The organism is Streptomyces sp. NPDC046876 (genome assembly GCF_040645035.1).
Taxonomy (GTDB): Bacteria; Actinomycetota; Actinomycetes; order Streptomycetales; family Streptomycetaceae; genus Streptomyces.
Map to the genome: position 1 here is coordinate 55883 of NZ_JBEYXK010000007.1, position 20684 is coordinate 76566.

General features: G+C 74.2%; 21 protein-coding genes and 1 pseudogene. 10 read left to right on the forward strand and 12 right to left on the reverse strand.

Annotation, left to right across the window (positions count from 1 at the left end):
- The first annotated feature begins 173 nt into the window (after positions 1 to 173).
- A complete protein-coding gene (locus ABZ924_RS06625) occupies positions 174 to 1070 on the forward strand; it encodes an SGNH/GDSL hydrolase family protein (protein ID WP_361905064.1) in 897 nt (298 codons plus the stop codon).
- A 42-nt stretch (positions 1071 to 1112) separates the two neighbouring features.
- Here the strand turns inward: ABZ924_RS06625 and ABZ924_RS06630 are convergent, their stop codons facing one another.
- Positions 1113 to 1538 (reverse strand): MarR family transcriptional regulator, encoded by a 426-nt coding sequence (locus ABZ924_RS06630; RefSeq protein WP_361905390.1) that lies wholly within the window; start codon positions 1536 to 1538, stop codon positions 1113 to 1115.
- Between the two features lie 172 nt (positions 1539 to 1710).
- Here ABZ924_RS06630 and ABZ924_RS06635 point away from each other — a divergent pair, with 172 nt between their 5' ends.
- Together ABZ924_RS06635 and ABZ924_RS06640 are read left to right on the forward strand one after the other, a co-directional pair.
- Positions 1711 to 2601 (forward strand): alpha/beta hydrolase, encoded by an 891-nt coding sequence (locus tag ABZ924_RS06635; protein WP_361905066.1) that lies wholly within the window; start codon positions 1711 to 1713, stop codon positions 2599 to 2601.
- A gap of 40 nt (positions 2602 to 2641) precedes the next feature.
- Entirely contained in the window at positions 2642 to 3553 is a 912-nt protein-coding gene (locus ABZ924_RS06640) for a DMT family transporter (protein WP_361905068.1), read from the forward strand.
- 46 nt (positions 3554 to 3599) lie between these two features.
- On the opposite strand, the gene ABZ924_RS06645 is transcribed toward ABZ924_RS06640, so the two are convergent.
- Positions 3600 to 4250, reverse strand: a complete 651-nt coding sequence (locus ABZ924_RS06645) for a hypothetical protein (RefSeq protein WP_361905071.1) — start codon at positions 4248 to 4250, stop codon at positions 3600 to 3602.
- A 115-nt stretch (positions 4251 to 4365) separates the two neighbouring features.
- Between ABZ924_RS06645 and ABZ924_RS06650 the strand changes: the two genes are divergently transcribed.
- A complete protein-coding gene (locus ABZ924_RS06650) occupies positions 4366 to 5076 on the forward strand; it encodes a carbon-nitrogen hydrolase family protein (protein ID WP_361905074.1) in 711 nt (236 codons plus the stop codon).
- A 52-nt stretch (positions 5077 to 5128) separates the two neighbouring features.
- Here ABZ924_RS06650 and ABZ924_RS06655 read toward each other — a convergent pair whose 3' ends face one another.
- The 3 genes from ABZ924_RS06655 to ABZ924_RS06665 all read right to left on the reverse strand — a co-directional run bounded on the left by ABZ924_RS06655 (position 5129) and on the right by ABZ924_RS06665 (position 9356).
- Complete coding sequence (locus ABZ924_RS06655) at positions 5129 to 6748, reverse strand: DUF2142 domain-containing protein (protein ID WP_361905077.1); 1620 nt, start codon at positions 6746 to 6748, stop codon at positions 5129 to 5131.
- The gene (locus tag ABZ924_RS06660) at positions 6745 to 8487 is read right to left on the reverse strand and encodes a hypothetical protein (RefSeq protein WP_361905080.1); all 1743 of its coding nucleotides are present in this window, start codon (positions 8485 to 8487) and stop codon (positions 6745 to 6747) included. The genes ABZ924_RS06655 and ABZ924_RS06660 overlap by 4 nt, the downstream gene beginning before the upstream one ends.
- 245 nt (positions 8488 to 8732) lie before the next feature.
- The gene (locus ABZ924_RS06665; protein WP_361905083.1) at positions 8733 to 9356 is read right to left on the reverse strand and encodes a DUF1707 and DUF4190 domain-containing protein; all 624 of its coding nucleotides are present in this window, start codon (positions 9354 to 9356) and stop codon (positions 8733 to 8735) included.
- Between the two features lie 219 nt (positions 9357 to 9575).
- Between ABZ924_RS06665 and ABZ924_RS06670 the strand changes: the two genes are divergently transcribed.
- The gene (locus ABZ924_RS06670; RefSeq protein WP_361905086.1) at positions 9576 to 10295 is read left to right on the forward strand and encodes a hotdog fold domain-containing protein; all 720 of its coding nucleotides are present in this window, start codon (positions 9576 to 9578) and stop codon (positions 10293 to 10295) included.
- Between the two features lie 58 nt (positions 10296 to 10353).
- Here ABZ924_RS06670 and ABZ924_RS06675 read toward each other — a convergent pair whose 3' ends face one another.
- Positions 10354 to 10644, reverse strand: a complete 291-nt coding sequence (locus ABZ924_RS06675; protein WP_361905089.1) for a helix-turn-helix domain-containing protein — start codon at positions 10642 to 10644, stop codon at positions 10354 to 10356.
- Positions 10645 to 10792: 148 nt separating this feature from the next.
- Between ABZ924_RS06675 and ABZ924_RS06680 the strand changes: the two genes are divergently transcribed.
- On the forward strand, positions 10793 to 11713 hold the full coding sequence (locus ABZ924_RS06680; RefSeq protein ID WP_361905091.1) for an NAD(P)-binding domain-containing protein: 921 nt from the start codon (positions 10793 to 10795) through the stop codon (positions 11711 to 11713).
- 452 nt (positions 11714 to 12165) lie between these two features.
- On the opposite strand, the pseudogene ABZ924_RS06685 reads toward ABZ924_RS06680, so the two are convergent.
- The 3 genes and pseudogenes from ABZ924_RS06685 to ABZ924_RS06695 all read right to left on the reverse strand — a co-directional run.
- Positions 12166 to 12891: pseudogene (locus ABZ924_RS06685) on the reverse strand (EI24 domain-containing protein); the annotation flags it as partial.
- A gap of 67 nt (positions 12892 to 12958) precedes the next feature.
- Positions 12959 to 13381 (reverse strand): organic hydroperoxide resistance protein, encoded by a 423-nt coding sequence (locus tag ABZ924_RS06690; protein ID WP_361905094.1) that lies wholly within the window; start codon positions 13379 to 13381, stop codon positions 12959 to 12961.
- A gap of 65 nt (positions 13382 to 13446) precedes the next feature.
- The gene (locus ABZ924_RS06695; RefSeq protein ID WP_361905097.1) at positions 13447 to 14466 is read right to left on the reverse strand and encodes an NADP-dependent oxidoreductase; all 1020 of its coding nucleotides are present in this window, start codon (positions 14464 to 14466) and stop codon (positions 13447 to 13449) included.
- 92 nt (positions 14467 to 14558) lie between these two features.
- Between ABZ924_RS06695 and ABZ924_RS06700 the strand changes: the two genes are divergently transcribed.
- The gene (locus ABZ924_RS06700; protein ID WP_361905100.1) at positions 14559 to 14990 is read left to right on the forward strand and encodes a MarR family transcriptional regulator; all 432 of its coding nucleotides are present in this window, start codon (positions 14559 to 14561) and stop codon (positions 14988 to 14990) included.
- Positions 14991 to 14999: 9 nt separating this feature from the next.
- On the opposite strand, the gene ABZ924_RS06705 is transcribed toward ABZ924_RS06700, so the two are convergent.
- Complete coding sequence (locus ABZ924_RS06705; RefSeq protein ID WP_361905103.1) at positions 15000 to 15905, reverse strand: hypothetical protein; 906 nt, start codon at positions 15903 to 15905, stop codon at positions 15000 to 15002.
- Positions 15906 to 15983: 78 nt separating this feature from the next.
- Between ABZ924_RS06705 and ABZ924_RS06710 the strand changes: the two genes are divergently transcribed.
- The gene (locus tag ABZ924_RS06710; RefSeq protein ID WP_361905105.1) at positions 15984 to 16580 is read left to right on the forward strand and encodes a hypothetical protein; all 597 of its coding nucleotides are present in this window, start codon (positions 15984 to 15986) and stop codon (positions 16578 to 16580) included.
- A gap of 26 nt (positions 16581 to 16606) precedes the next feature.
- Here the strand turns inward: ABZ924_RS06710 and ABZ924_RS06715 are convergent, their stop codons facing one another.
- The gene (locus ABZ924_RS06715) at positions 16607 to 17407 is read right to left on the reverse strand and encodes a triacylglycerol lipase (protein ID WP_361905108.1); all 801 of its coding nucleotides are present in this window, start codon (positions 17405 to 17407) and stop codon (positions 16607 to 16609) included.
- Between the two features lie 222 nt (positions 17408 to 17629).
- On the opposite strand from ABZ924_RS06715, the gene ABZ924_RS06720 reads away from it, so the two are divergent.
- Together ABZ924_RS06720 and ABZ924_RS06725 are read left to right on the forward strand one after the other, a co-directional pair.
- The gene (locus tag ABZ924_RS06720; protein WP_361905111.1) at positions 17630 to 18667 is read left to right on the forward strand and encodes a rod shape-determining protein; all 1038 of its coding nucleotides are present in this window, start codon (positions 17630 to 17632) and stop codon (positions 18665 to 18667) included.
- Positions 18664 to 20211 (forward strand): GAF domain-containing protein, encoded by a 1548-nt coding sequence (locus ABZ924_RS06725; RefSeq protein WP_361905114.1) that lies wholly within the window; start codon positions 18664 to 18666, stop codon positions 20209 to 20211. The genes ABZ924_RS06720 and ABZ924_RS06725 overlap by 4 nt, the downstream gene beginning before the upstream one ends.
- Here the strand turns inward: ABZ924_RS06725 and ABZ924_RS06730 are convergent.
- Positions 20208 to 20657, reverse strand: coding sequence for an Lrp/AsnC family transcriptional regulator (locus ABZ924_RS06730; protein WP_361905117.1), 450 nt, complete (start codon positions 20655 to 20657; stop codon positions 20208 to 20210). The two genes, ABZ924_RS06725 and ABZ924_RS06730, sit on opposite strands and share 4 nt — an antisense overlap.
- Between the last annotated feature and the right edge of the window lie 27 nt (positions 20658 to 20684).

Below are 20684 nucleotides of genomic sequence, written 5' to 3' on the forward strand. Positions count from 1 at the left end.
AAAAGATCAGACATTGCGCTGCGGGACCTGCGGCCGAAACGCCACGGGGAAAAGCTACCGTGCCCCAGGGTCCATGGTGTGTCGTACGGTCGGTCCGAGGCCGCCAAACGCAGAGCATTCACTCAGCAGGACGCCCCGTGAGGACGTGGGGCGACAAGGAGGGGAACCACCCGATGCGCACCACCGCTCCCGGCCGCCGCGCGCGCCGCACTCTCGCCGGGGCGGGGGCCGCGATCGCCCTGCTGGCAGGGGCGCTGACCGGCTGTCAGGAGGAATCGGCCCCCGCGAAGGGCGACCGGGGTGCGCAGGCCGGGCCGCGCTGGAACACCGCGCCGACCTCGGTCGCCGCCGCCGGGGACTCCATCACCCGCGGTTTCGACGCCTGTTCGGTCCTCGCCGACTGCCCGGAGGTCTCCTGGGCGACCGGGAGCGACCCCGGCGTGCAGTCGCTGGCCGCTCGGCTGCTCGGGCAGGCCCAGGTGGCGGGGCGCAGTTGGAACTACGCGGTCACGGGCTCGCGGATGGCGGACCTGGCGGGGCAGCTGGCCTCGGCCGCCGAGCACAAGCCCGACCTGGTCACGGTCATGGTGGGCTCGAACGACGCCTGCCGCCCGTCGGCCGGGGCGATGACGCCGGTGGCGGAGTTCCGGGCCGGGTTCGAGAAGGCCCTCGCCGGTCTGCGGGCCACCTCACCCGCCTCGCAGGTGTACGTCTCCAGCGTCCCCGACCTCCAGCGGCTGTGGCAGCAGGGCAAGGACAGCCCGATGGTACGGCAGGTGTGGAAGCTGGGGATCTGCCAGTCGATGCTGGCGGACCCGCTGTCGTCGGCCGGGGCGGCGACCGCCCGGCGCGAGCAGGTGCGGGCGCGGGTGGTCGAGTACAACGAGGTGCTGCGCGAGGTCTGCGCGAAGGACGCGCTGTGCCGCTACGACGGCGGCGCGGTGTTCCAGTACCCCTTCGCGGTCGATCAGTTGAGCCGCTGGGACTGGTTCCACCCGGGGCGGGACGGGCAGGCCCGGCTCGCGGAGCTGGCGCACCGCCAGGTGACCTCGGCCGAGCCGCCGCGCTGACGTCCGGCGCGCGCCCGTCGCAGGGCGGCTCCGGGCCCGGTTTCAGGGGTGGTTTCCGGCCACGTCGCGGACCAGGTGGCGGGCGAGGAGCTCCAGGGCCTCGGTGACCTCCGGAAGCCGGGCGGACTCGGTGGCGCCCAGGGCCTTGGCGAGGGCCTCCTCGACCTTGGAGGAGCCTGCGGCCCGGATGGCGGCCACGCGGTCGGAGACCTCGGGAGCCTGGCGGACGAGGGTGCGGCGGCGGTCGGCCGGGTCGGGGGCCGTGCGGACCGAGCCGGCCTCGCGCAGGCGGGCGACGGCGGTGGAGACCTGGCTCTGCGGCAGGCCGGTGCGCTGCGCGGTCTCGCCGACCGTGGTGTCGGGGTGTGCGGCGATGTCCCCGGCCACGATCACGACGGAGCGGGTGCTGCCCTCGTACTGGGCGGCTCCGCCGGGAGGTTCGGGCAGGGCCTCCTCGCCGAGCTTCATCAGGGCGCGGCCCAGCAGGAAGAGTTCGATTCCGTCCACGCGAAGAAGGTACATCACGGCGGATGCATCGCTGGAGATACATCACTCTTGATGCATCTGTTTCGATGGGTTAGGCTGGTCGCAGAGCAGCGGACGAAGGGTCCGCCGCCGCGGCAGTACAGGGGGTATCGCCATGTCCCGAACCACCACCGTTGCCAGCACCGTTGCCAGCGCCGCCGTCACCACAACGACCGCCACCAGCACGACTGGAACGCTCGAGGTGCCGGGCGCTTCGCTCCACTACCGGCTCCAGGGGTCGGGGCCGCTGCTGCTCATCGCGCAGAGCGGTGAGGGCGACGCGGACCGGACGGTGGACCTGGTATCCCATCTCGAGGACGCGTTCACGGTGCTCACCTACGACCGGCGCGGCCTGTCCCGCAGCCGACTCGCCGAGCCGGGGCGGACCACCCCGCTCACCGAGCACGCCGAGGACGCCCACCGGCTGCTCGCCGCCGTCACCGACGAGCCCGCGCTGATGCTCGGGTGCAGCCTCGGCGCCGTGATCGGGCTGCACCTGGCGGTCCGGCACCCCGGGCAGGTCTCCACCCTGATCGCCCACGAGCCGGTGGCGCCCCGGCTGCTCCCGGCGGAGCTGCGGGAGCGGCACACGGAGGAGCTCTCCGGGCTGCAGGACACCTACCGTTCGGGAGGCCTGGCGGCGGCCTTCCCCGAGATGGCGCGGGTGCTGGGCATCGACCTCTCCCGGCGGGACGCGGAGCCGGGCCTGACCCCGCAGCCGCTGGACGACCGGCGCCGGGCGAACTTCGACTACTTCATCGAGCACGACTTCGCCGCGATCATCGAGGACACCCTCGACCCGGCCTCCCTGGCCGGGACGAGGACCCGGATCCTGCCGGCGGTCGGGGCCACGACGCCGCCCGAGGTCTTCGACCACCGGTGCGCGACCGAACTGGCGCAGCTGCTGGGCACGGGGATACGGACCTTCCCCGGCGGTCACAACGGCAACACCGCGCACCCCCGGGCGTATGCGGCCGAGATCCGCTCCCTGCTGGCCGGTCGATAAACCGCTCGGCAGGAGCGGGCGGCGCGATTAGGTTGCCGGGATGGACCAACAGGCTGGCGATCCCAGAACCGACCGTCGTGCCCTGGCTGCCGCATCCCTCACCGTGGTGTTGTGGGCCTCCGCTTTCGTCTCCATCCGCTCCGCGGCCGCCCACTACGACCCGGGAGCGCTGGCCCTGGGGCGGCTGCTGACGGCCTCGCTGGCCCTGGGGCTCGTGCTCCTGGTCAAGCGGGTGCCGTTCCCTCCGCGCGGGGCCTGGCCCGGGATCCTGGCCTCCGGGGTGCTGTGGTTCGGGCTGTACATGGTCGCCCTGAACTGGGGCGAGCAGCAGGTGGACGCCGGCACGGCGGCCATGGTGGTGAACATCGGCCCGATCGTCATCGCGCTGCTCAGCGGGTGGCTGCTCAAGGAGGGCTTCCCTCCGATGCTGCTGGCGGGGATGGGGGTGTCGTTCGCGGGGGCGGCCGTGGTGGGGCTGTCCACCTCCAAGGGCGGCTCCTCGTCCGTGCTGGGTGTGCTGCTGTGCCTGCTCGCCGCGCTCACGTACGGGGCCGGGGTGGTGGCGCAGAAGCCGGCGCTGTCGTATGCGAGCCCGATCCAGGTGACCACGTACGGCTGCTTCACCGGCACCCTCGTCACGCTGCCCTTCGCCGGGCAGCTCCTGGAGCAGCTGCCGCAGGCTCCGCTGTCGGCCACGCTGAACATGGTGTACCTGGGGCTGTTCCCGACCGCCCTGGCGTTCAGCACCTGGACGTACGCGCTGTCGCGGACCACCGCCGGGAAGATGGGCGCGACCACGTACGCGGTGCCGGCGACGGTGGTGCTGATCGCCTGGATCGTCCTGGGCGAGGTGCCGGGGTGGCTGACCCTGCTGGGCGGGGCGATCTGCCTGGCGGGCGTGGCCGTCTCGCGCCAGCGGCCCGGCCGGCCGCCGGCCCGCGCCGCGAGCTGACCGCCCGCGGTCGGCCGGAGGCCGCAGGGCAGGACCGCCCGCGGTACTAGGAGCGGCCGAGGAGGGGGTCGTGGACGGGGCAGGGCGGGCGGCGGGCGGGAGCGGGGACGCGGTAGACGGTGCGGCTGCGCAGGCGGCCCGTCCACGGCTCCCGCTCCGAGCGGCGCCTGACGAGGAGGTGGCGGCTGCTGCCCGCCTTCAGGTGGGCGCGGTATTCGCCCAGCAGCGGGTCCGCGGGGCCGAGGAAGTCCCGGATCTGGTCCTCGACGAGGCAGAACGGGCAGTCCGGGCCGGGCGGCAGCCGGAACTGGCGGCCCTCCGGACGGTCGTCGGAGCCGAAGGCCGTCAGGGCCAGCACCCCGCTGAACAGGACGCACACGCCCATGACCTGGGGTCCGGGGGAAGCCGCCACCTGCCCGGCGAGGCCGCGGAGCTCCGCGGTGTCGACCACCCGGATCCGCCCCAGCAGGGTGCGTGTTGCGGCCAGGAGGTGGTGGACCGCGGCCACCAGGGACACGGCGGCGACCGCCGGCGCGCCCCAGGACGGTCCGGTGTCCGCCAGCAGCCAGAGCAGTCCCGCGTTCAGCACGGCCATGGTGAACACGGCGACCCGCAGCCCGACGCCGCTCCTGCGGACCACGCCGTAGGACACCAGGAGGAAGGCGGCTGTCAGGACCGGGTGGATCCAGTCGGGCATCGGCCGGCCTTTCGTCAACTCCGGTGCGTGCGCGGGCCGTTACAGCATTGCGCGGCCCGGGGCGGCCGTCGACCCCCTGGCCGGCGGTCCGTGGCCGGCTGGCATCCTGGAGCCCGTGAAGATCGCCGCAGCCCAGCTGACCTGCATCCCGGCGGACGTGACCGCCAACACCGCGCAGGCCGCAGCCCTCGCCGACGAGGCCCGAAGCCAGGGCGCCGAGCTCGTCGTGTTCCCCGAGTTCACGCTCACCGGCTACGAGCTGGAGGCCCTGGCCGCCGACCCCGGCCTGTGGATCGCGGACCCGGACGACCCCCGCCTCGACCCGCTGCGGTCCGCCGGGATCGCCGTCGCCGTCAACGTCGCCCTGCACACCCCCGGGCCGCAGCCCGCCATCGCGACGCTGGTCTACGGGGCGGACGGCGCGCACGTGACGACGTACGCCAAGCAGCACCTGTACCGGCACGAGCAGGGCGCCTTCACGGCGGGCCGGGCGGACGGCCGGTTCGAGCTCGGCGGCATCCGCTTCTCGCTGGGCGTCTGCTTCGACAACCACTTCCCGGAGCTCGCCGGGCGCGCGGCGGCCGACGGCTGCCGCGTCCACCTGGCCTCCTCCCTGTACGGGACGGGCGACGGGATCCACGAGCGGGCCACGGTGCACCCGGCCCTCGCCGGGCACGGCCTGTACGTGGTCCTCGCCAACCACGTCGGCCCGGCAGGCCCGTGGACCGGCTGCGGCCGCTCCGCGGTGTGGGAGCCCGGCGGGAGCGTGCTCGCCGAGGCGGACGACCGTACGCCGTCGGTCGTGACGGCGGACATCCCCGTTTGACCCCGCGCGGCCGGGCGGGCGGGGCGGGGCGCATACGCCCCGCCCCCGCGGCTCAGCCGATCGCCGCGGCCCTCGGCCGCCCGGCGGTGCCGGTCGCGGCGGTGGGGGCCTCGTCGGGCGCGTCCGCGCCGTCCGCGGCGGCGGGCTGCTCCCGGTCCCGCATCAGCGCGATCAGGACGAGCATGAACGCGGCGGCCGTGTACACGCCGGTCCACAGGATCCAGCCGCCGGGCGGTGCCCAGTGCGCCGAGAACGGCACCCAGGGCCCGGCGGTGCCGACGGCGAAGCGCCGCAGCACCCAGAAGAACGCCGCCGCGTTGGCGAGCGCCAGCCCGGCCACCGTGAAGCCGGTGAGCCGGCGCCAGGGGAAACCCCGCCCCTGCGACCGGCTCGCGCCGATCAGCGCCGCCATCAGCGGCAGTCCCACGGCGAAGGGCAGCAGGTAGCGCCCCTGCCAGACCATGCCGAGCTTCTCGGCCTGCGAGGACTGGGCTACCACCGGGACCACCACGATCGCCACCAGCATGCCGACCAGGGCCAGCGCCTCGCGCCCGCGCCCGTACGCCAGGCCCAGCGCGACCAGCACCGCGATCGCGCCCAGCCAGATCAGGTAGGTGAAGGCCGGGGCGGGGGTGTCGAGCCAGCCGAAGTACCCGATCATCTGCTGGACGTAGGTCTCGGTGTTGCCGAAGGTCTGCCGGGCGGCCTCGCCGGCGGTCAGCGTCTTCGGCGTGTTGATCACAGAGTTGTCCGGGTGGGCCCCCGCCCACAGCAGCGCCCCGGCCGTGGCCAGGCCCAGCAGCGCCGTCCAGACCCACAGCGCCTTGCGCCGCAGGACCCGGCGCAGCGCGCCCCGCTGCTGGAGGAGCAGGGCGAAGACGACCGCGCCGGCGAACCAGATCAGGCCGAGCGGCCGGATGTTGATCAGCACGAGGCCGCCGATGCCCACGCGGGCCAGCCGGCGGTTCAGCAGCCGCGGATCGGGCGAGACGAGGAGGGACAGCAGCGCGGTCCACACGAGGATGCCGGCGGCGATCTCACCGCCGGAGGGGTTGACCACGCCCCCCATGTACAGGGCCATCGGCGTGGCGGCGGTGAGCACGCCGAGTACCGCCACGGAGCGGCGCCGCCACTCGGCGGCCGTGACCACCGCGCTCGCCAGCAGGGCGGAGCAGATCACGGCTGCCATCAGGCGCATCAGGTAGAGCCCCTGGGGGCCCTTGACCAGCAGGCTCGGCCAGCCCGTCGCCAGGTAGAAGGCCGGGTGGTAGCGGCCGGCGGCGGTGGTGGCCTGGACGGTCTTCTCCGAGTGCCCGATCGCCGGCGCGCAGGACGCGGGCCGGACCTGCTTCCACGAGTAGCAGTCGTGCTGGTGGGGCAGCTCGGTGTACCACTGCGGGAGCTTTACTCCGGTCTCGGCGAACTTGCCCTCGATGCCCGCCACGTTGTGCGGCACCATCACCTCGGTGCCGCCGAGCTGGCCCCGGGCCACCGCGGCCGCGCGGATGAAGTGCGCGTGCTCGTCGGGTGAGCCGCCGAGCGGGGTGGCCGCGGACCAGGAGGCCGCGAGGGCGAAGAAGAGCGCGAAGGACAGGGCCCAGAGCCGCCTGGGGGTCCGGGCCGACCAGTCGGCCAGCCGCGTCAGTGCGGAGGTCATCGGTTCCCGGGTCATCGGATGTACGCCAGCCAGCTCTGGTCGCCGTCCTTGGAGCACACGCCCTTCGGCGCGAACTTCGGGCACGTGCCGTTCTGCTGGCGCACGGTGTGCGACACCCACGGCAGGATCCGGTACGTGCCGTCCTGCGCCGGCATCAGCCGGTCGGACATCGAGGACGAAACCGTGCCGAGCAGCAGCATCAGCGCACAGAGCGCGCCGATCACCGCGCCCTCGCGCCCCGGGAACCCGCCGCCGCGCACGGCAGCGACGGCCACCGGGACATCCGTCGGGGCATCCGTCGGGGCGAGCGCCGCAGCGCCGGAGCGCCGCTCGGCCAGCCGCAGCGAGACCAGGTGCGCCACGAGCGCGCACAGGATCAGCCCGCAATAGAGCAGCTGGTTGTTGGTGCGGGTGTACAGCTGGACGGTCTGCGTCTCGTACATGTGGGAGGCGATGTACATCCGCATCACCCACGCGCTGACGAACATGGCGGCGATGGTGACCACCAGCGGCTTGCGCAGGCCCAGCCAGATCGCGGCGCCCAGGCAGACGAAGGTCACCAGGGCGAACAGCCCGACCCCGCCGAACTCGCCGGGCGGCGGCCAGTCCCCCACCTTGCCCGGCATGTCGGTGCGCCACATCAGGTAGTAGGCGGGGTCGGTGAAGTTGTCGAAGCGGAAGTTGTAGTCCTTGGTGGTCTGGCCCTCCCGCAGCATGACCACCAGGTAGCGCCCGGCCACCGCCAGGAAGGCCGCGAGGGCAGCGCCCACGAAGGCCGCGCCCTTGGCGGGGCCGGTCCGCCACGGGAAGTACAGCAGGGCGGCGAACAGAACGCCGGCCGCGCTCCACAAGAACCAGCCGGAGTACGTGAGGAAGAGCACGCCGAGCAGCGCGCCGAAGCCGGCGCCCTTGAGCAGCAGCGGCCGCCACCTCTCGGTGCCGCTGCGGCGCAGCGCCACCACCATCGCGACCAGCACCGGCACCAGCAGGGCGAGCACGGTCTGGCTGTACGGCTTGTACGAGTCGATCAGCGCGAAGGCGGGTACGACGCCGAAGGCCAGCGCCCGCACCGGGCTCAGCAGCATGCGCCAGGCCAGGTACACCAGCGGCCCGAAGGCGGCGGCGCCGAGGATCTGGAGGTCCTTGAACGCGTACGCGGTGTTGCCGCCGTGGAACCACTCGGCGTAGTAGCCGAGGGTGTAGAGCGGCAGCGGCGGGTAGACCGCCGAGCCCGAGGGACGGCCGTTCGCGACGGCGTGGGCCCATTCGACGAGGCGGCCGGTGTCGCCGTTGAGGCCGAACATCGGCCACGGCGTGCCCAGCAGCGCGATCACCGCTCCCGCGGCGACGAAGCCGCTGGCCAGGCCGGCGATGCCGGCGGAGGCGATGCGGGTGGCGAGGTCGAAGTGGCGGCCCCGGCGCAGCCGCATCGCCAGCACCACGGCGGCGACGAGCACCAGCGCGAGCAGCGCGAACCGCAGCTGGACCGCGGCCAGGCCGCTGACCTGGGCGATCCGGTCGAGCGGGTTGAGCTTGAGGCGGCGGGCCAGCAGGGGGAGGACCAGGGCCGCGGCGAAGGCCACGGCGGCTTCCAGCAGCAGCAGGCCGCCGCGGGAGCGCCAGGTGCGCGGCGCCGAGGGCGCTGCGGCCTCCACGGACGTCGCGGCCTCCGCGGGCGGCGCGGGGTCGTGGGCGGCCGGTCTGCTCGGGGGACCCGGACGCACGTCCGCCTGTCCCTCGGTACTGACTGTCACTGACGTGTCCCTACTGCTTGCTGGTCGGTGTTCGGCCCCCGGTGGTCGCAGCGCAGCAGACGACTGCCCCTCTGGGCCCGCCGCACCGGTGCCCCTGGCAGGGAGCGGCAGGATGAAGGGCGGTGCGGGACAGTTCCGGCTGTGCTGCCGCGCATACTATCCGGCCGTCTCGAACAGTCGTCGGCCTCGGGACGGCGGTCCGGGCGGGCCCGACGTGGTCCGGCCGGACCCGCCCGACCTGCGGATCAGTCGAGGACGCCCAAACCGGCGAGCAGGAAGAGCAGCACCCAACCGCCCATGGCCAGCCAGCCGAGGGCCAGGCCGATCGTGGCCGGCCCCTCGCCCTCCTCGCCGCTCGCCCGCATCTGCGCCTTGGCGATGTGGCCGGTGATCACGGCGCCGGGGGCCGCCACCCCGAAGGTCGGCAGGCTCAGCACACCCATGACGAGGGACGCGATGGCCATCCCGTTGACCCGGCGCCCGGGCACCGGCACCGTCCCCGGCATCGGCATCGGCATCGGCTGCGGCCCGAAGGCGGGCGGCACCGGCGCCGCCGGCAGCGCGGCGCCGAAGGGGCCCGGCACCGGCCCGGCGGGCAGGTCGGCGATCAGCTGCGCGAGCTGGCCGTACGTCTGGGCCCGGGAGGCCGCGTCGAAGCGCTGGCCGTACTCCTCGCGGGAGAGCCGGCCCTCGGCGTACGCGGCCTTGAGGACGTCGACCGTGCGGTCGCGGTCGGTGTGCGAGGCGCGCATCGCCGCGTGCGGCGCGGGCAGGGGCTGCTGCCAGGGCTGCCCGTACCCGTACGGCTGGGGTTGGGGCTGCGGCCGGGGAGGGACCGGGTACTGCTGCCCCCACGGCTGATCGCCCATCCCGCACCTCCGTCGCCCCTGCGCGCGGCACCCGCCGCGCGCGCCGCGCGCCTTCGGCGCACGTCGTTCCAGGATGGAGGACGAACGGGCCCCGGCAAAGGTTGCCGCTCTGCGGTCCGGGTCCGCGTCCGGGTCCGGTTCGCGTCCGGGTGCGGGTCCGGGTCCGGTCCGTGTCCGGCCCGGCTGCCGCCCGGCAGGTGTGTGTGATGAGGTGGCGGCATGACCGACTTCGAGACGATCACGGTGCCGGCCCGCCTGTGCGGATACCCCGGAGTGGCCTTCGGCGGGTACGTGGCCGGGACGCTGGCCGCACGGGCGGCTGCGCCGACGGTACGGGTGGACTTCCGCCGGCCCGTGCCCACCGACACCCCGGTCCGGCTCGCCGCGACCGCCGGCGGCGGGACGGAGCTGACGGACGGTACGGCCCTGCTGGCGACGGCGGTCCCCGCCGAGCCGGAGGCCCAGGCCCCGCCCGCCCCCTCGTGGGAGCAGGCGTCCGCGGCGGCCGACGCCTTCCGGGCGGCTCCGCCGGACGGCGGCGTCGACTGCTTCGGCTGCGGCCTGGACCGCACCCCCGACACCGGGCTGCGCCTGCACTGCGGCCTGGTCCCGGGCACCGCGCTGGTCGCCGCGGCCTGGACGCCGGGACCCGCCCTGGCGGGCGCGGATGGGCTGCTGCCGCCCGAGCTGGTGTGGGGCGCGCTGGACTGCCCGGGGAACGCGGCGGGCCGCCTCCTCGACGGCCGCAAGGCCGGTGCGGTCACGGCCTCGCTGACCGCGCGGCTGCTGCGCCCCGTCCCGGTCGGCGCGGGCCTGGTCTCGTACGCCTGGCTGCTCGGCAGCGAGGGGCGCAAGTACCGCGCGGGCACGGCCCTGGCCACCGCCGACGGCGAACTGTGCGCGCTCGGCGAGGCCCTGTGGGTCGAACCGCGCGGCTGAAGGCCCCGACCGGCCGGTCGGCCGACCGGGACGACCGGCCGACCGGCACGACCCGCGACTAGGCCGACGCGGCGGTGTGCGGCAGCAGGAGTCTGCCGAACTCCGCCAGCGGCTCCAGGGCGGTGTTGAGGTCGTGGCCCAGCGGGGTCAGGGAGTACTCCACGCGCGGCGGGACCTCGTCGTAGGCCTCGCGGTGGACGAGGCCGTCGGTCTCCATCTCGCGCAGCTGGGCCGCGAGCACCTTCTCGGAGACGCCGGGGACCAGTCTGCGCAGTTCACCGAAGCGGCACGGCCGCCGGTCCAGCTCCCACAGGAGCGACACCTTCCACTTGCCGTCGATCAAGGACATGGCCGCAGCCACACCACAGTGGTCCGCACCCGGCCTCCGCGTCACCGACATCGCACACCCCTCCCGACCTGCTCGCTCACCTCGGGGTAACCACCCACTCCGAAGTGCGTACTTGAGTGCCCGTCAGCCCGTGACCAGGCTGAAGGGCATGAACGACACCGACACCACCGTGGCACAGCGCTCCCTCACCCTTCTCGGCCTCGGCGACATGGGCTCGGCCCTCGCCCGCACCTGGCTCGCCGCAGGCCACTCCCTCACCCTCTGGAACCGCACCGCCGCCAAGGCGAATTCCCTCGCCGCGGAGCCGGGCGCCGCCGGCGCCGTCACCGTCGCCGCGAGCCCGGCCGAGGCGGTGGCCGCGAACCGCCTCGTCGTGGTGTGCCTGCTGGACGACGCCAGCGTCGGCTCCGCCCTCGACGGCGTCGACCTGAGCGGCAAGGACCTCGTCAACCTCACCACCGGAACCCCGGCCGAGGCCCGCCGGCGCGCCGCCCGGTCCGAGGCGCGCGGCGCCCGGTTCCTGGACGGCGGGATCATGGGCACCCCGGTGATGATCGGCGCACCCGAGACCGGCGGCTACGTCTTCTACAGCGGCTCCCGGGCCCTGTTCGACACCCACCGGGCCGTCCTGGAGGTCCCGGCCGCCGCCCGCTTCGTCGGCGAGGACCCCGGTCACGCCGCCCTGCACGACGTGGCGCTGCTGAGCGCGATGTACGGCCTGTTCGCCGGCATCAGCCACGCCTTCGCGCTGGTCGAGGGCGAGGAGGGCATCGCCCCGAAGGACCTCGCGCCGCTGCTGTCCGAATGGGTGGGCGCGATGGGCTTCTTCGTGGGCAACGCAGCCGAGCGGCTGACCTCGCGGGACTTCACCACCGGGGTGGTGTCGAACCTCGCCATGCAGGTCGCGGGCAGCGGGACGCTGCTGCGCACCGCCGAGGAGCAGGGCGTCAGCGCGGAGCTCATCGCCCCGTACTTCGAGCTGATGCGGCGCCGGCTGGCCGCCGACGAGGCCGCGCACGCCGGGGAGGACACGGCGGGCGCGATCACCCTGCTGAAGCGGGCGGGCTAAGCCGCCGGCCCCGCCTCTCACGGCTGCGGCGCCGACGGCGGTGCGCCGTGGCCTCCGGCGGGGTACTGCGGCGGATACGGGGCCTGCTGACCGCCGGCGGCCGGATACTGCGGCGGGTACGGGCTCTGCTGCGGCTGGGCGTACGGGCCCGGCTGCGGCTGCGCGTACGGCTGCTGCTGCGGCTGCGCGTACGGCTGCTGCCCGTACGGGTTCGGCTGCTGCGGCGCGTACGGGCCCTGCTGCTGCGGCGGGTACGCCGCCTGGTACGGCCCGGGGGCCCCGCCCTGCTGCTGCGGCGCGTACGGCCCCGGCCGGTCCGCGAACGGCGCCTGCTGCCCGTACGGCGAGTGCTGCGCCGGGGACGCCGGCCCGCCGGCGCCGCCCTCGGCGGCCCCCCGGTCCCCGTCGCGACCGGCCTCGGTGTCCTCGTCCGCGCCCTCGTCCTCGCCCCGCAGGTCCCGCACCATCAGCGTGGCCCCGGCCACCGCGCCCGGCATCAGGAACACCGCCACCAGCGGCAGCAGGAACACCAGCACCAGCGGCACGCCGAAGCCCAGGGCCATCGCCCGCCGCCCGCGCAGCAGCGCCAGCCGGTCCTTGAACTCCACCTCGCGCCGCTGGAGCGCGACGGCGGTGAGCTCCTCGGTGAGGAAGAACCCGGACACGCAGAACCCGATCGCCGGGACCACGGTCTGCCCGATCACGGGGATGAAGCCGAGCGCGAAGAGCAGGATCCCGTACAGCAGCACCCGGAGGAGCACCTTCACGCTGTCCCGGGCGGAGATCCACAGCTCCGTCATCAGCGGCAGCCCGGACTCGGGGGCTTCGCCGCCGACGCTGCGGTCGACCTGCTCGGAGAGGGACTCGTAGAACGGCTGGCCGATGAGCAGGGTAACGGCGGTGAAGGTGATCACCGCGAGGAACAGGCCGAGGGCGAAGACGAGGGCGGTCAGGAAGCCCCGGAACAGCCCGAGCCAGGGCGAGCCCCAGCCGTCGGCGAACGGCGTCGCCCAGGCCGTGAGGTCGTCGGCGCCGTAGCCCAGGCCGACGAGGGCGCCGGCGTACAGCACCAGCGACACCAGGCCGGGCAGCAGGCCGAAGCCCAGCCACCGGCCGTTACGGAACACCCATCTCTGTCCGGCCCACAGGTAGCCGAATCCCCCCGCAAGATCACGCATGGGGTCCAGCTTACGGCGAAGGCCGCCCCCCGCTTCGGGGGGCGGCCTCAGCCGGGCGCGAGCCGGATCAGACGGCGAGCTCGACCGTGATGTTGCCGCGGGTGGCCTTGGAGTACGGGCAGACCTCGTGGGCCTTCTCGATGAGCTCCTTGGCCTTGGCCTCGTCGACGTTCGGGATCACGGCGGAGATCTTGACGATCAGGCCGAAACCGTCGTCGTTCTTGCCGATGCCGACCTCGGCGGTGACGGTGGAGCCGGAGATGTCGGCGTTCTCGTTGCGGGCGACGACGCCGAGGGCGCCCTGGAAGCAGGCGCTGTAGCCGGCGGCGAAGAGCTGCTCCGGGTTGGTGCCGGCGCCGTTGCCGCCCAGCTCCTTCGGCGGGTTGACCACGACGTCGAGCTGGCCGTCGTTCGTCGCGACGCGGCCGTCACGGCCGTTCTCGGCGGTGGCGACGGCGGTGTAGAGGACGTCGGACTGCTGGATGGACATGTAAGGGGATCCTCCTGGTCATCGCCGCGACTCGCGCCCACGATCGCGACGGTTGTGCAGTGAGCCTAACCGGTGAAAGAAACGATCATCTTTCCGGTGTTGTCGCCGCGCAGCATTCCGAGGAACGCGTCCGCCGCGTTCTCGACGCCCTCGACGACCGTCTCGTCGGCCACGAGCTCCCCGGAGCGCAGCCAGCCGGCCACGTCCTGGACGAACTGCTGCTGCAGACCGGCGTGGTCGCTGACGAGGATGCCCTGCAGGCGCAGGCGCTTGCCGATGACCGCGACGAGGTTGCGCGGGCCGGGCGCCGGCTCGGTGTCGTTGTACTGGGCGATCGCCCCGCACAGGGTGGCCCGGCCGTGCAGCTTGAGGGAGTTGATGGCGGCTTCGAGGTGGTCGCCGCCGACGTTGTCGAAGTAGACGTCGATGCCCTCGGGGGCGGCCGCCTGCAGCTGCTCGCCGACGGGGCCGTTCTTGTAGTTGAAGGCGGCGTCGAAGCCATACTTCTCTGTGAGGAGCGTCACCTTCTCGTCGGAGCCGGCGGAGCCGATCACACGGGCGGCGCCCTTGATCTTCGCGAACTGGCCGACCAGGCTGCCGACCGCGCCGGCCGCGCCGGAGACGAAGACCGAGTCGCCCTCCTTGAAGGAGGCCACCTCGAAGAGGCCGGCGTAGGCGGTCAGACCCGGCATGCCGAGGACGCCCAGGTAAGCGGAGAGCGGGGCGAGCGAGGCGTCGACCTTGGTGGCGTGCTGCGCGTCGAGGTCGGCGTACTCGCGCCAGCCCAGGCCGTGCAGGACGTGGTCGCCGACCTCGAAGCCCTCGGCGGCGGAGGCGACGACCTCGCCGACCGCGCCGCCGTCCATGGGCTTGTCCAGCTGGAACGGCGGGATGTAGGACTTCACGTCGTTCATGCGGCCGCGCATGTACGGGTCCACGGACATGTGGAGGTTGCGGACCAGGATCCGGCCGGGGGCCGGGGCGGCCACCTCGACCTCGCGCAGGGCGAAGTCCTCGGCGACGGGCCAGCCCTGGGGACGGCGGATGAGGTGCCACTCGCGGCTGACGGCAGGGATCTCGGACATGGTGCACTCCCGGTCGGAAAAATGCTTCAGAAGGTGAAACAACCATGCGCCTGGATATTTCATGTTGTCAAGCAAATGGGTAGGCTGGAGCCATGCCCAGTCACCCCAGTCGCCGCGTGGATCCCCTGACCGTCGAGGTCGTCGAGCTCATCGGTACCGTCGTGGCCCGCTACCACGAGGAGTACGAGCACGCGGCCGCCAGTCACCAGCTGACCGGCGCCCAGGCCCGCGTGCTGAACCTGCTGTCCCTGGAGCCGATGGCGATGCGCCGCATCGCGCAGAAGCTGAAGTGCGAGCCGTCCAACATCACCGGCATCGTGGACCGCCTGGAGACGCGCGGCCTGGTCGAGCGCCGGCCCGACCCGGCCGACCGCCGCGTGAAGCTGGCCGCCCCGACCGAGGAGGGCCTGCAGACCGCCGACCGGCTGCGCGAGTCGCTGGACTTCGCGCGCGAGCCGCTGGCCGGCCTGTCCGCGGACGAGCGGGCGGTGCTGCGGGACCTGCTCAAGCGGATGCTGGGCTGACCGGCCCGGTCAGCAGAAGATCCACAGCACGCAGGACTGCGCCGTCTTCGTCGGCGTCGGACTCGGCTTCGGCGGCGGCACCGGCTGCGGCTGCGCCGTGCCCGAGGCGCTCGGCGAAGGCTGCCCCGACTGCCCCGGCTTTACGGACGGCCCCTTCCCGGTGACCGGCTGCGCTCCGGAGTCCCCGGAGGCGGAGGCCGACACCCCGGGACCCGGCTGCGCCGTGCCCGAGGCGGAGTCCCCGGGCTGCCCCGGCTGCGCAGCCCCGCCGGAGGCCTTCGCCCCGCCGGAGGCCTTGACCGGCTTCAGCGAGGCCGGAGCGGCCGGCCCGCCGGTTCTGCTCGGCAGCGGAGCCGGCTCCTCGGGACCGTTCCCGTCGGTCAGCATCACCTTGGCGGCGCGGTCGGAGCGCTCCCCCTCGGCCAGCATGCGGGCCAGCGCCACCGAGCCGCCGACCGCGAGCGCGAGCCCCAGCCCGACGCTGAGCAGCATCCGCCGGCGCCGACGGGTCTCGGCCCGGCGGCGGGCTCCGACGCGGCGCTCGTACGGCCCGGCCAGCTCGACGAGGGAGTCCGTGAACGGATCGGCCGACTCCGGCTCCGGCTCCGGCTCGCCGGCGGCCCCCTGGGGCGCGGGGGACTCGTACGGCGCGTGGGACTCGTAAGGGGCGTGGGACTCGTACGGGGCGTGGGCCCCGCGCGACCCGGCGGCGGCCCCGTAGGCACCGCCGTCCCCGTACGCACCGCTGTCCGCGTACGATCCGGCGGCCCCGTACGGCGCAGCCCCCTCGTACGGGGCGGCGGTCGCGACGGGGCTCGGCGGCGCGACGGGGGGCAGGTACTCGGCCGGGGTTCCGCACCCGGCGCACGCCAGAGCGCCGTTGAGGTGCCTCCGGCAGGCGTGGCAGTAGTCCATGGCGCCCTGACGCTACGCCGTTCGAGGCAACATCCGTATCGCGAGTTCGTAAAGGTCCTGTGTGGAATCGTTGAGTCCATGACCACCACGCCGCCCTCCGGACCCTTCGGCCGCACCGCGTTCCAACTGGTGCTTCTGCGCCGCATGGCGGATTTCCGGCCGGAGCTGGCCGAGGAGGCCCGGCGGCGGCTCGGCGCCTCGCTCGCCGACCAGCGGGAGGCCAACAAGCGCTGGCAGGCGATGGTCCGCTCACCCCGCTCGCGCGGGGCCCTGGCCCGCTACCGCTCGGTGCTGGGGCCGCCGGAGTCCACGGCCGCGCGGACCGTCGGCGACCTGCAGTGCGAGGCGCTGCTGTGGGCGCTGCCGCTCTGGCCGGACCTGCGCTTTGAAGTGCTGGCCGCGCCCGACGGGGCGGTGTGGAACGAGTGGCTGGTCCGCGCACCGGGCGCGCCGGCGCCCGTACTGGGCGCACCCGAGGACCTGCGGCCCTGGTCGGCGACGGTGGACGAGGTGGCGCGGGCCTTCGCCCCGGTGCGGCCGATGGAGGGCACCGCGCCGACTCGGTGGCGGCTGGCGTTCACCGCGCAGGGGCGGCCCTGCGTGGCGGAGTTCACGTACGGCCTGCTCCAGCGCGTGACGGTGGACGGCGCCGAACTCGCGCCCGCCGCCCCCTGAAATCGCGGCCGCGCCCGCGACCCGACCTAGCTCGCGAGGAAGGCCCGCACCCCCGCCGCGGTGACGCCGTCGCCCAGCAGGTCGTTGTGCTTCAGGCAGCCGACCGGGGTGTTGGCGGCCCCGGCCAGTGCGACGCTGCTGTCGGGGTTGACGACCTCGTCGCAGTTCGACCAGAACGCCGCGTACTTCACCGCGCCCGGGGTCTCGTCCCCCGAGTTCAGGTTCTTCACCACGTACGAGCCGGGGGTCATGTCCCGGCAGGCCTGGTCCCACAGGGCGCACGCCCAGGCGGTGGAGGTGCCGTGGTTGGGGCCGGCCAGCGAGGCCCAGTGGGCCACGCTCGCGCTGCCGCCTCCGTACTTCACGTACCAGCGGCTGACGAGCGATCCGAAGGAGTGCGCGACGATGTCGACCTCGGCGGCGCCGGTCTGCCGGCGGACCTGGTCGACGTACGCGCCGAGCTGCCCGGCCAGGACCTCGTTGACCGACCGGTGGGTGTCGTAACCCCAGGAGAAGAGCTCCGAGTCCGCGTAACCGGCGGCGCGCAGCTCCGCGCGCAGGGAACCCCAGACGCCCGGGTCGGCGTTGTAGCCGTGGACGAGGACGACGGGCCGGTGCGCGGACGCCGCCGGCCCGAAGGCCGGTGCCGGTCCAAAGGCCTGCGCCGGAACGGCGGCCTGCCCGGGGACGGCGGCCCGCGCCGGGACCGCGGCCCGCGCCGGGACCGCGGCCTGCGCCGGGGCGGGTGCCCGCAGGCCCAGGAGCACCAGGCAGAGGGTCAGGCACGCCGTCAGGAGCGCGGCCGTTCTCCGGCGGGGCGTCAGCATCGGTGTCCCCTTACCTTGTTACGGGCGAGTAGCGCGGGCGATGCGCGCATCGTCGTGCCTGTCGGTACAGAAATCCACCCCCGTGCAGCACCCCTCGCCCCCTGCGGCGCACCCCGGCCGGAGCAGTTCAACGGGCGCTATGCCCCATTCGCCCGAGAAGATATGGAGTGCAAACCGGCAGCCGCCGGTCTTCTTGCGTCAGCGCTCTCGGGAGGATCTGCCGTGACCGTCAGTCTTGAGCAGTTGCGCCGTTGCCACGTCGCCGTCGACCTCGGGGCCGCCAGGACCCGCGTCTACGTCAAGGGCGCCGGCCTCGTCGTGGACGAACCCAGCGTCGCCGCCGTCAACACCCGCACCGGCGCGCTCATCGCCGTCGGCACCTTCGCCGAGCGGATGACCGGCCGCACGCCCGACTACATCCGCGTGGTCCGCCCCGTCTCCGGCGGCACCGTCGTCGACATCGACATGGCCCAGCGGATGCTGCGCCACCTGCTCGGCGAGAAGCTGCGGCGCGCCCTGCGCCGCAAGCCCCGGCTGCGGGCCGCCGCCTGCACCCCGTACGACGCCGACCCGCTCGCCCAGCGCGCCGCCGTGGAGACCCTGGTCGGGCTCGGAGCCCGGCACGTCGAACTCGTCGACACCCTGATCGCGGCGGCCGTCGGCTGCGGCCTGCCCGTGGAGCAGCCGACCGCGACGATGATCATGGTCTGCGGGGCCGCGGCCACCCAGGTCGCCGTCCTCTCCCTCGGCTCGATCGTCACCGCCGAGCGGATCCCCGTCGGCGGCGAGGCCATCGACCACGCCGTCGTCCAGCACCTGCGCCACGCCCACGAGCTGATGCTGCCCAGCCAGGCCGTCCGGCCGCTCCAGCTGGCCCTGTCCGGCAACGGCATCACCGCCGGGGGCCCCGCCTCCACCCTCATCCACGGCCGCGACGTGTCCACCGGGCTCGCCCGCTCCGTCCACGTCGACACCGCCGCCGTCCGCGACGCCATCCACACCCCGCTGACCGCCGTCCTCGACGGCATCGGCAAGGTGCTGCGGGACTGCCCGCCCGACCTGGTGGCCGACCTGACGGACCGGGGAATCATGATGGTGGGAGGCAGCGCCCTGCTGCCCGGCCTGGACCAGATGCTGCGCGACGCCACCGGCATGCCCGTCGCCATCGCGGAGAGGCCGGACGTGTGCGCCGTGCTCGGGCTCGGCAAGATGCTCGAAGGGAAGATCGCCCCGATGGTCCTCAACCCGCTGTCCAAATGACCCCCGACCAGGGGGCCGGCCTCCCCGTCCTGTTGGAGGCGGTCCTCGGCGTCGGCTCGGAGCCGGAGCTGCGCACCACGCTCCAGCACCTCGCGGACTCGGCCGCCGAACTGTGCGGCGCCCGGTACGCGGCGCTCGGGGTCGTCGACCCCGAGCGCATCGCGCTGACCGGGCTGTACACGGCCGGGATGGGCGAGGCGGAGCGCGCCGCGATCCTCCGCCTGCCCGAGGGCCGGACCGGGCTGCTCGGCACCCTTGTCGGCGACCCGCGCCCGCTGATGCTGGACGACCTGACGAAGGACCCGCGCTCGGCCGGCTTCCCGACCGGCCACCCGCCCGTGCGCAGCTTCCTCGGCGTCCCGATCCGGGTCCACACGGAGGTCTTCGGCTACCTCTGCCTCACCGGGAAGCAGGACGGCGGCCCGTTCCTGCCCGAGGACCTCGCCCTGGTGCGGGTCCTCGCCTCGCAGGCGGGCATAGCCATCGGCAACGCCCGCCTGCACGAGACCGCCCGCCGCCGGGAGCGCTGGATCGAGGGCGCGGCCGCCGTCACCACCGCCCTGCTGGCCGGACGGCCGGCCGCCGACGCGCTGATGTGCGTGGCCGAGCGGGCCCGGCTGCTCGCCGACGCGGCCGCCGGGGTGATCCTCCAGCCGACCCGCGAAGGCGGCATGGAGATCGTGTCCGCCTCCACGCACGGCGACCCCGGCGACCTCGTCGGCACCACCATCGCGCCCGGTTCGGCGGTCCTGGAACAACTGCTGGGGGGCGAACCGGTGTTCATCGAGGACTCCGCGACCGACCCGCGGATGACGACGCACGTGCGCGAGCGCTTCGGCCCGAGCATGATGCTGCCGCTGCAGAGCGGCGGGCAGCTGATCGGCACCCTCGCCCTGCCGCGGGCGCGCGGCGGCCGGCCGTACGACGCCGTGGACCGGCTGCTGGCCTCGCAGTTCGCCTCCCAGGCCGCGCTGGCCCTGGTCCTGGCCGATGCGCAGCACGACCGGGAGCAGCTCGCCGTCTACGAGGACCGCGACCGGATCGCCCGGGACCTGCACGACCTGGTGGTCCAGCGGCTGTTCGCGACGGAGATGATGCTGGAGAGCACCAAGAAGCGGTCGGCGGCCGCCGCGTCCGCGGACACCGTCGGCGAGGAGATCGCCCGCGCCGTGGACGAGCTGGACTCCACCATCCAGGAGGTCCGCACCGCCATCTTCGCCCTCCAGCAGCCGCCGACCGACGCACCGGCGACCTTCCGCGGCCGGGTGCTGCGCGAGACCCGCGGCGCCGCGGTCCTGCTCGGCTTCGCCCCGTCGGTGCACTTCGCGGGGGCGGTCGACGCCCTGATACCCGACCCGGTGGCCAAGGACCTGCTCGCGGCCCTGCGCGGCGCCCTGGCCGCGGCCCACCGCCGCGCCGAGGTCACCTCCATCGAGGTGGAGGTGGACGCCGCCCCGGACCGGGTCCGCCTGACCGTCACGGACGACGGCCGCACGCGCACGGGTGCCCGCGGGACGACGCTGACCTGGGACGCGGCACTCTAAGGGAGACCGCCGCCGGGCGGGCGGCCGGCGGCCCGCAGTGCGATCCGGGTGCTGGACTGGGCCACGCCCGCCTCCCGCTTGAGGCGGCGCAGCAGGGTGTCGAGTGCGGCCGGGTCGGCGGCCCGGGCCCGTACGAGGTAGTCGTACTCCCCGGTCACGTGGACCACCTCGGTGATCCCCGGCAGGGCGGCCGCCTTCTGCTCGAACTCCTCGTTGGTGGTGTCCTGGCGCAGGGTCAGGTCGATGAAGACGACGAGCCCGCCGCGGGTGTCGGCGGCCGGATCGACGACGACGGTGAACCCCCGGATGACCCCCTCGCGCCGCATCCGCCGGACCCGGTCGGCGGCGGCGTTGGCACTGAGCCCGACGCGGACGCCGAGGTCCCGGTACGAGATCCGCGCATCCCGCTGCAGGATGCCGAGGATTTCCCTGTCGAGGCGGTCCATGCCGCGATTCTCGCAGTCACGGCCGAT

What these genes read in the sequence shown, in the direction of transcription:
- ABZ924_RS06680 (WP_361905091.1), top strand. Translation starts at nt 10,793, where the DNA reads ATGAACGACACCGACACCACCGTGGCACAGCGCTCCCTCACCCTTCTC.
- ABZ924_RS06640 (WP_361905068.1), top strand. Translation starts at nt 2,642, where the DNA reads ATGGACCAACAGGCTGGCGATCCCAGAACCGACCGTCGTGCCCTGGCT.
- ABZ924_RS06710 (WP_361905105.1), top strand. Translation starts at nt 15,984, where the DNA reads ATGACCACCACGCCGCCCTCCGGACCCTTCGGCCGCACCGCGTTCCAA.
- ABZ924_RS06725 (WP_361905114.1), top strand. Translation starts at nt 18,664, where the DNA reads ATGACCCCCGACCAGGGGGCCGGCCTCCCCGTCCTGTTGGAGGCGGTC.
- ABZ924_RS06630 (WP_361905390.1), bottom strand. Translation starts at nt 1,538, where the DNA reads ATGAAGCTCGGCGAGGAGGCCCTGCCCGAACCTCCCGGCGGAGCCGCC.
- ABZ924_RS06655 (WP_361905077.1), bottom strand. Translation starts at nt 6,748, where the DNA reads ATGACCCGGGAACCGATGACCTCCGCACTGACGCGGCTGGCCGACTGG.
- ABZ924_RS06645 (WP_361905071.1), bottom strand. Translation starts at nt 4,250, where the DNA reads ATGCCCGACTGGATCCACCCGGTCCTGACAGCCGCCTTCCTCCTGGTG.
- ABZ924_RS06695 (WP_361905097.1), bottom strand. Translation starts at nt 14,466, where the DNA reads ATGTCCGAGATCCCTGCCGTCAGCCGCGAGTGGCACCTCATCCGCCGT.
- ABZ924_RS06700 (WP_361905100.1), top strand. Translation starts at nt 14,559, where the DNA reads ATGCCCAGTCACCCCAGTCGCCGCGTGGATCCCCTGACCGTCGAGGTC.
- ABZ924_RS06635 (WP_361905066.1), top strand. Translation starts at nt 1,711, where the DNA reads ATGTCCCGAACCACCACCGTTGCCAGCACCGTTGCCAGCGCCGCCGTC.
- ABZ924_RS06665 (WP_361905083.1), bottom strand. Translation starts at nt 9,356, where the DNA reads ATGGGCGATCAGCCGTGGGGGCAGCAGTACCCGGTCCCTCCCCGGCCG.
- ABZ924_RS06715 (WP_361905108.1), bottom strand. Translation starts at nt 17,407, where the DNA reads ATGCTGACGCCCCGCCGGAGAACGGCCGCGCTCCTGACGGCGTGCCTG.
- ABZ924_RS06705 (WP_361905103.1), bottom strand. Translation starts at nt 15,905, where the DNA reads ATGGACTACTGCCACGCCTGCCGGAGGCACCTCAACGGCGCTCTGGCG.
- ABZ924_RS06670 (WP_361905086.1), top strand. Translation starts at nt 9,576, where the DNA reads ATGACCGACTTCGAGACGATCACGGTGCCGGCCCGCCTGTGCGGATAC.
- ABZ924_RS06690 (WP_361905094.1), bottom strand. Translation starts at nt 13,381, where the DNA reads ATGTCCATCCAGCAGTCCGACGTCCTCTACACCGCCGTCGCCACCGCC.
- ABZ924_RS06675 (WP_361905089.1), bottom strand. Translation starts at nt 10,644, where the DNA reads ATGTCCTTGATCGACGGCAAGTGGAAGGTGTCGCTCCTGTGGGAGCTG.
- ABZ924_RS06625 (WP_361905064.1), top strand. Translation starts at nt 174, where the DNA reads ATGCGCACCACCGCTCCCGGCCGCCGCGCGCGCCGCACTCTCGCCGGG.
- ABZ924_RS06730 (WP_361905117.1), bottom strand. Translation starts at nt 20,657, where the DNA reads ATGGACCGCCTCGACAGGGAAATCCTCGGCATCCTGCAGCGGGATGCG.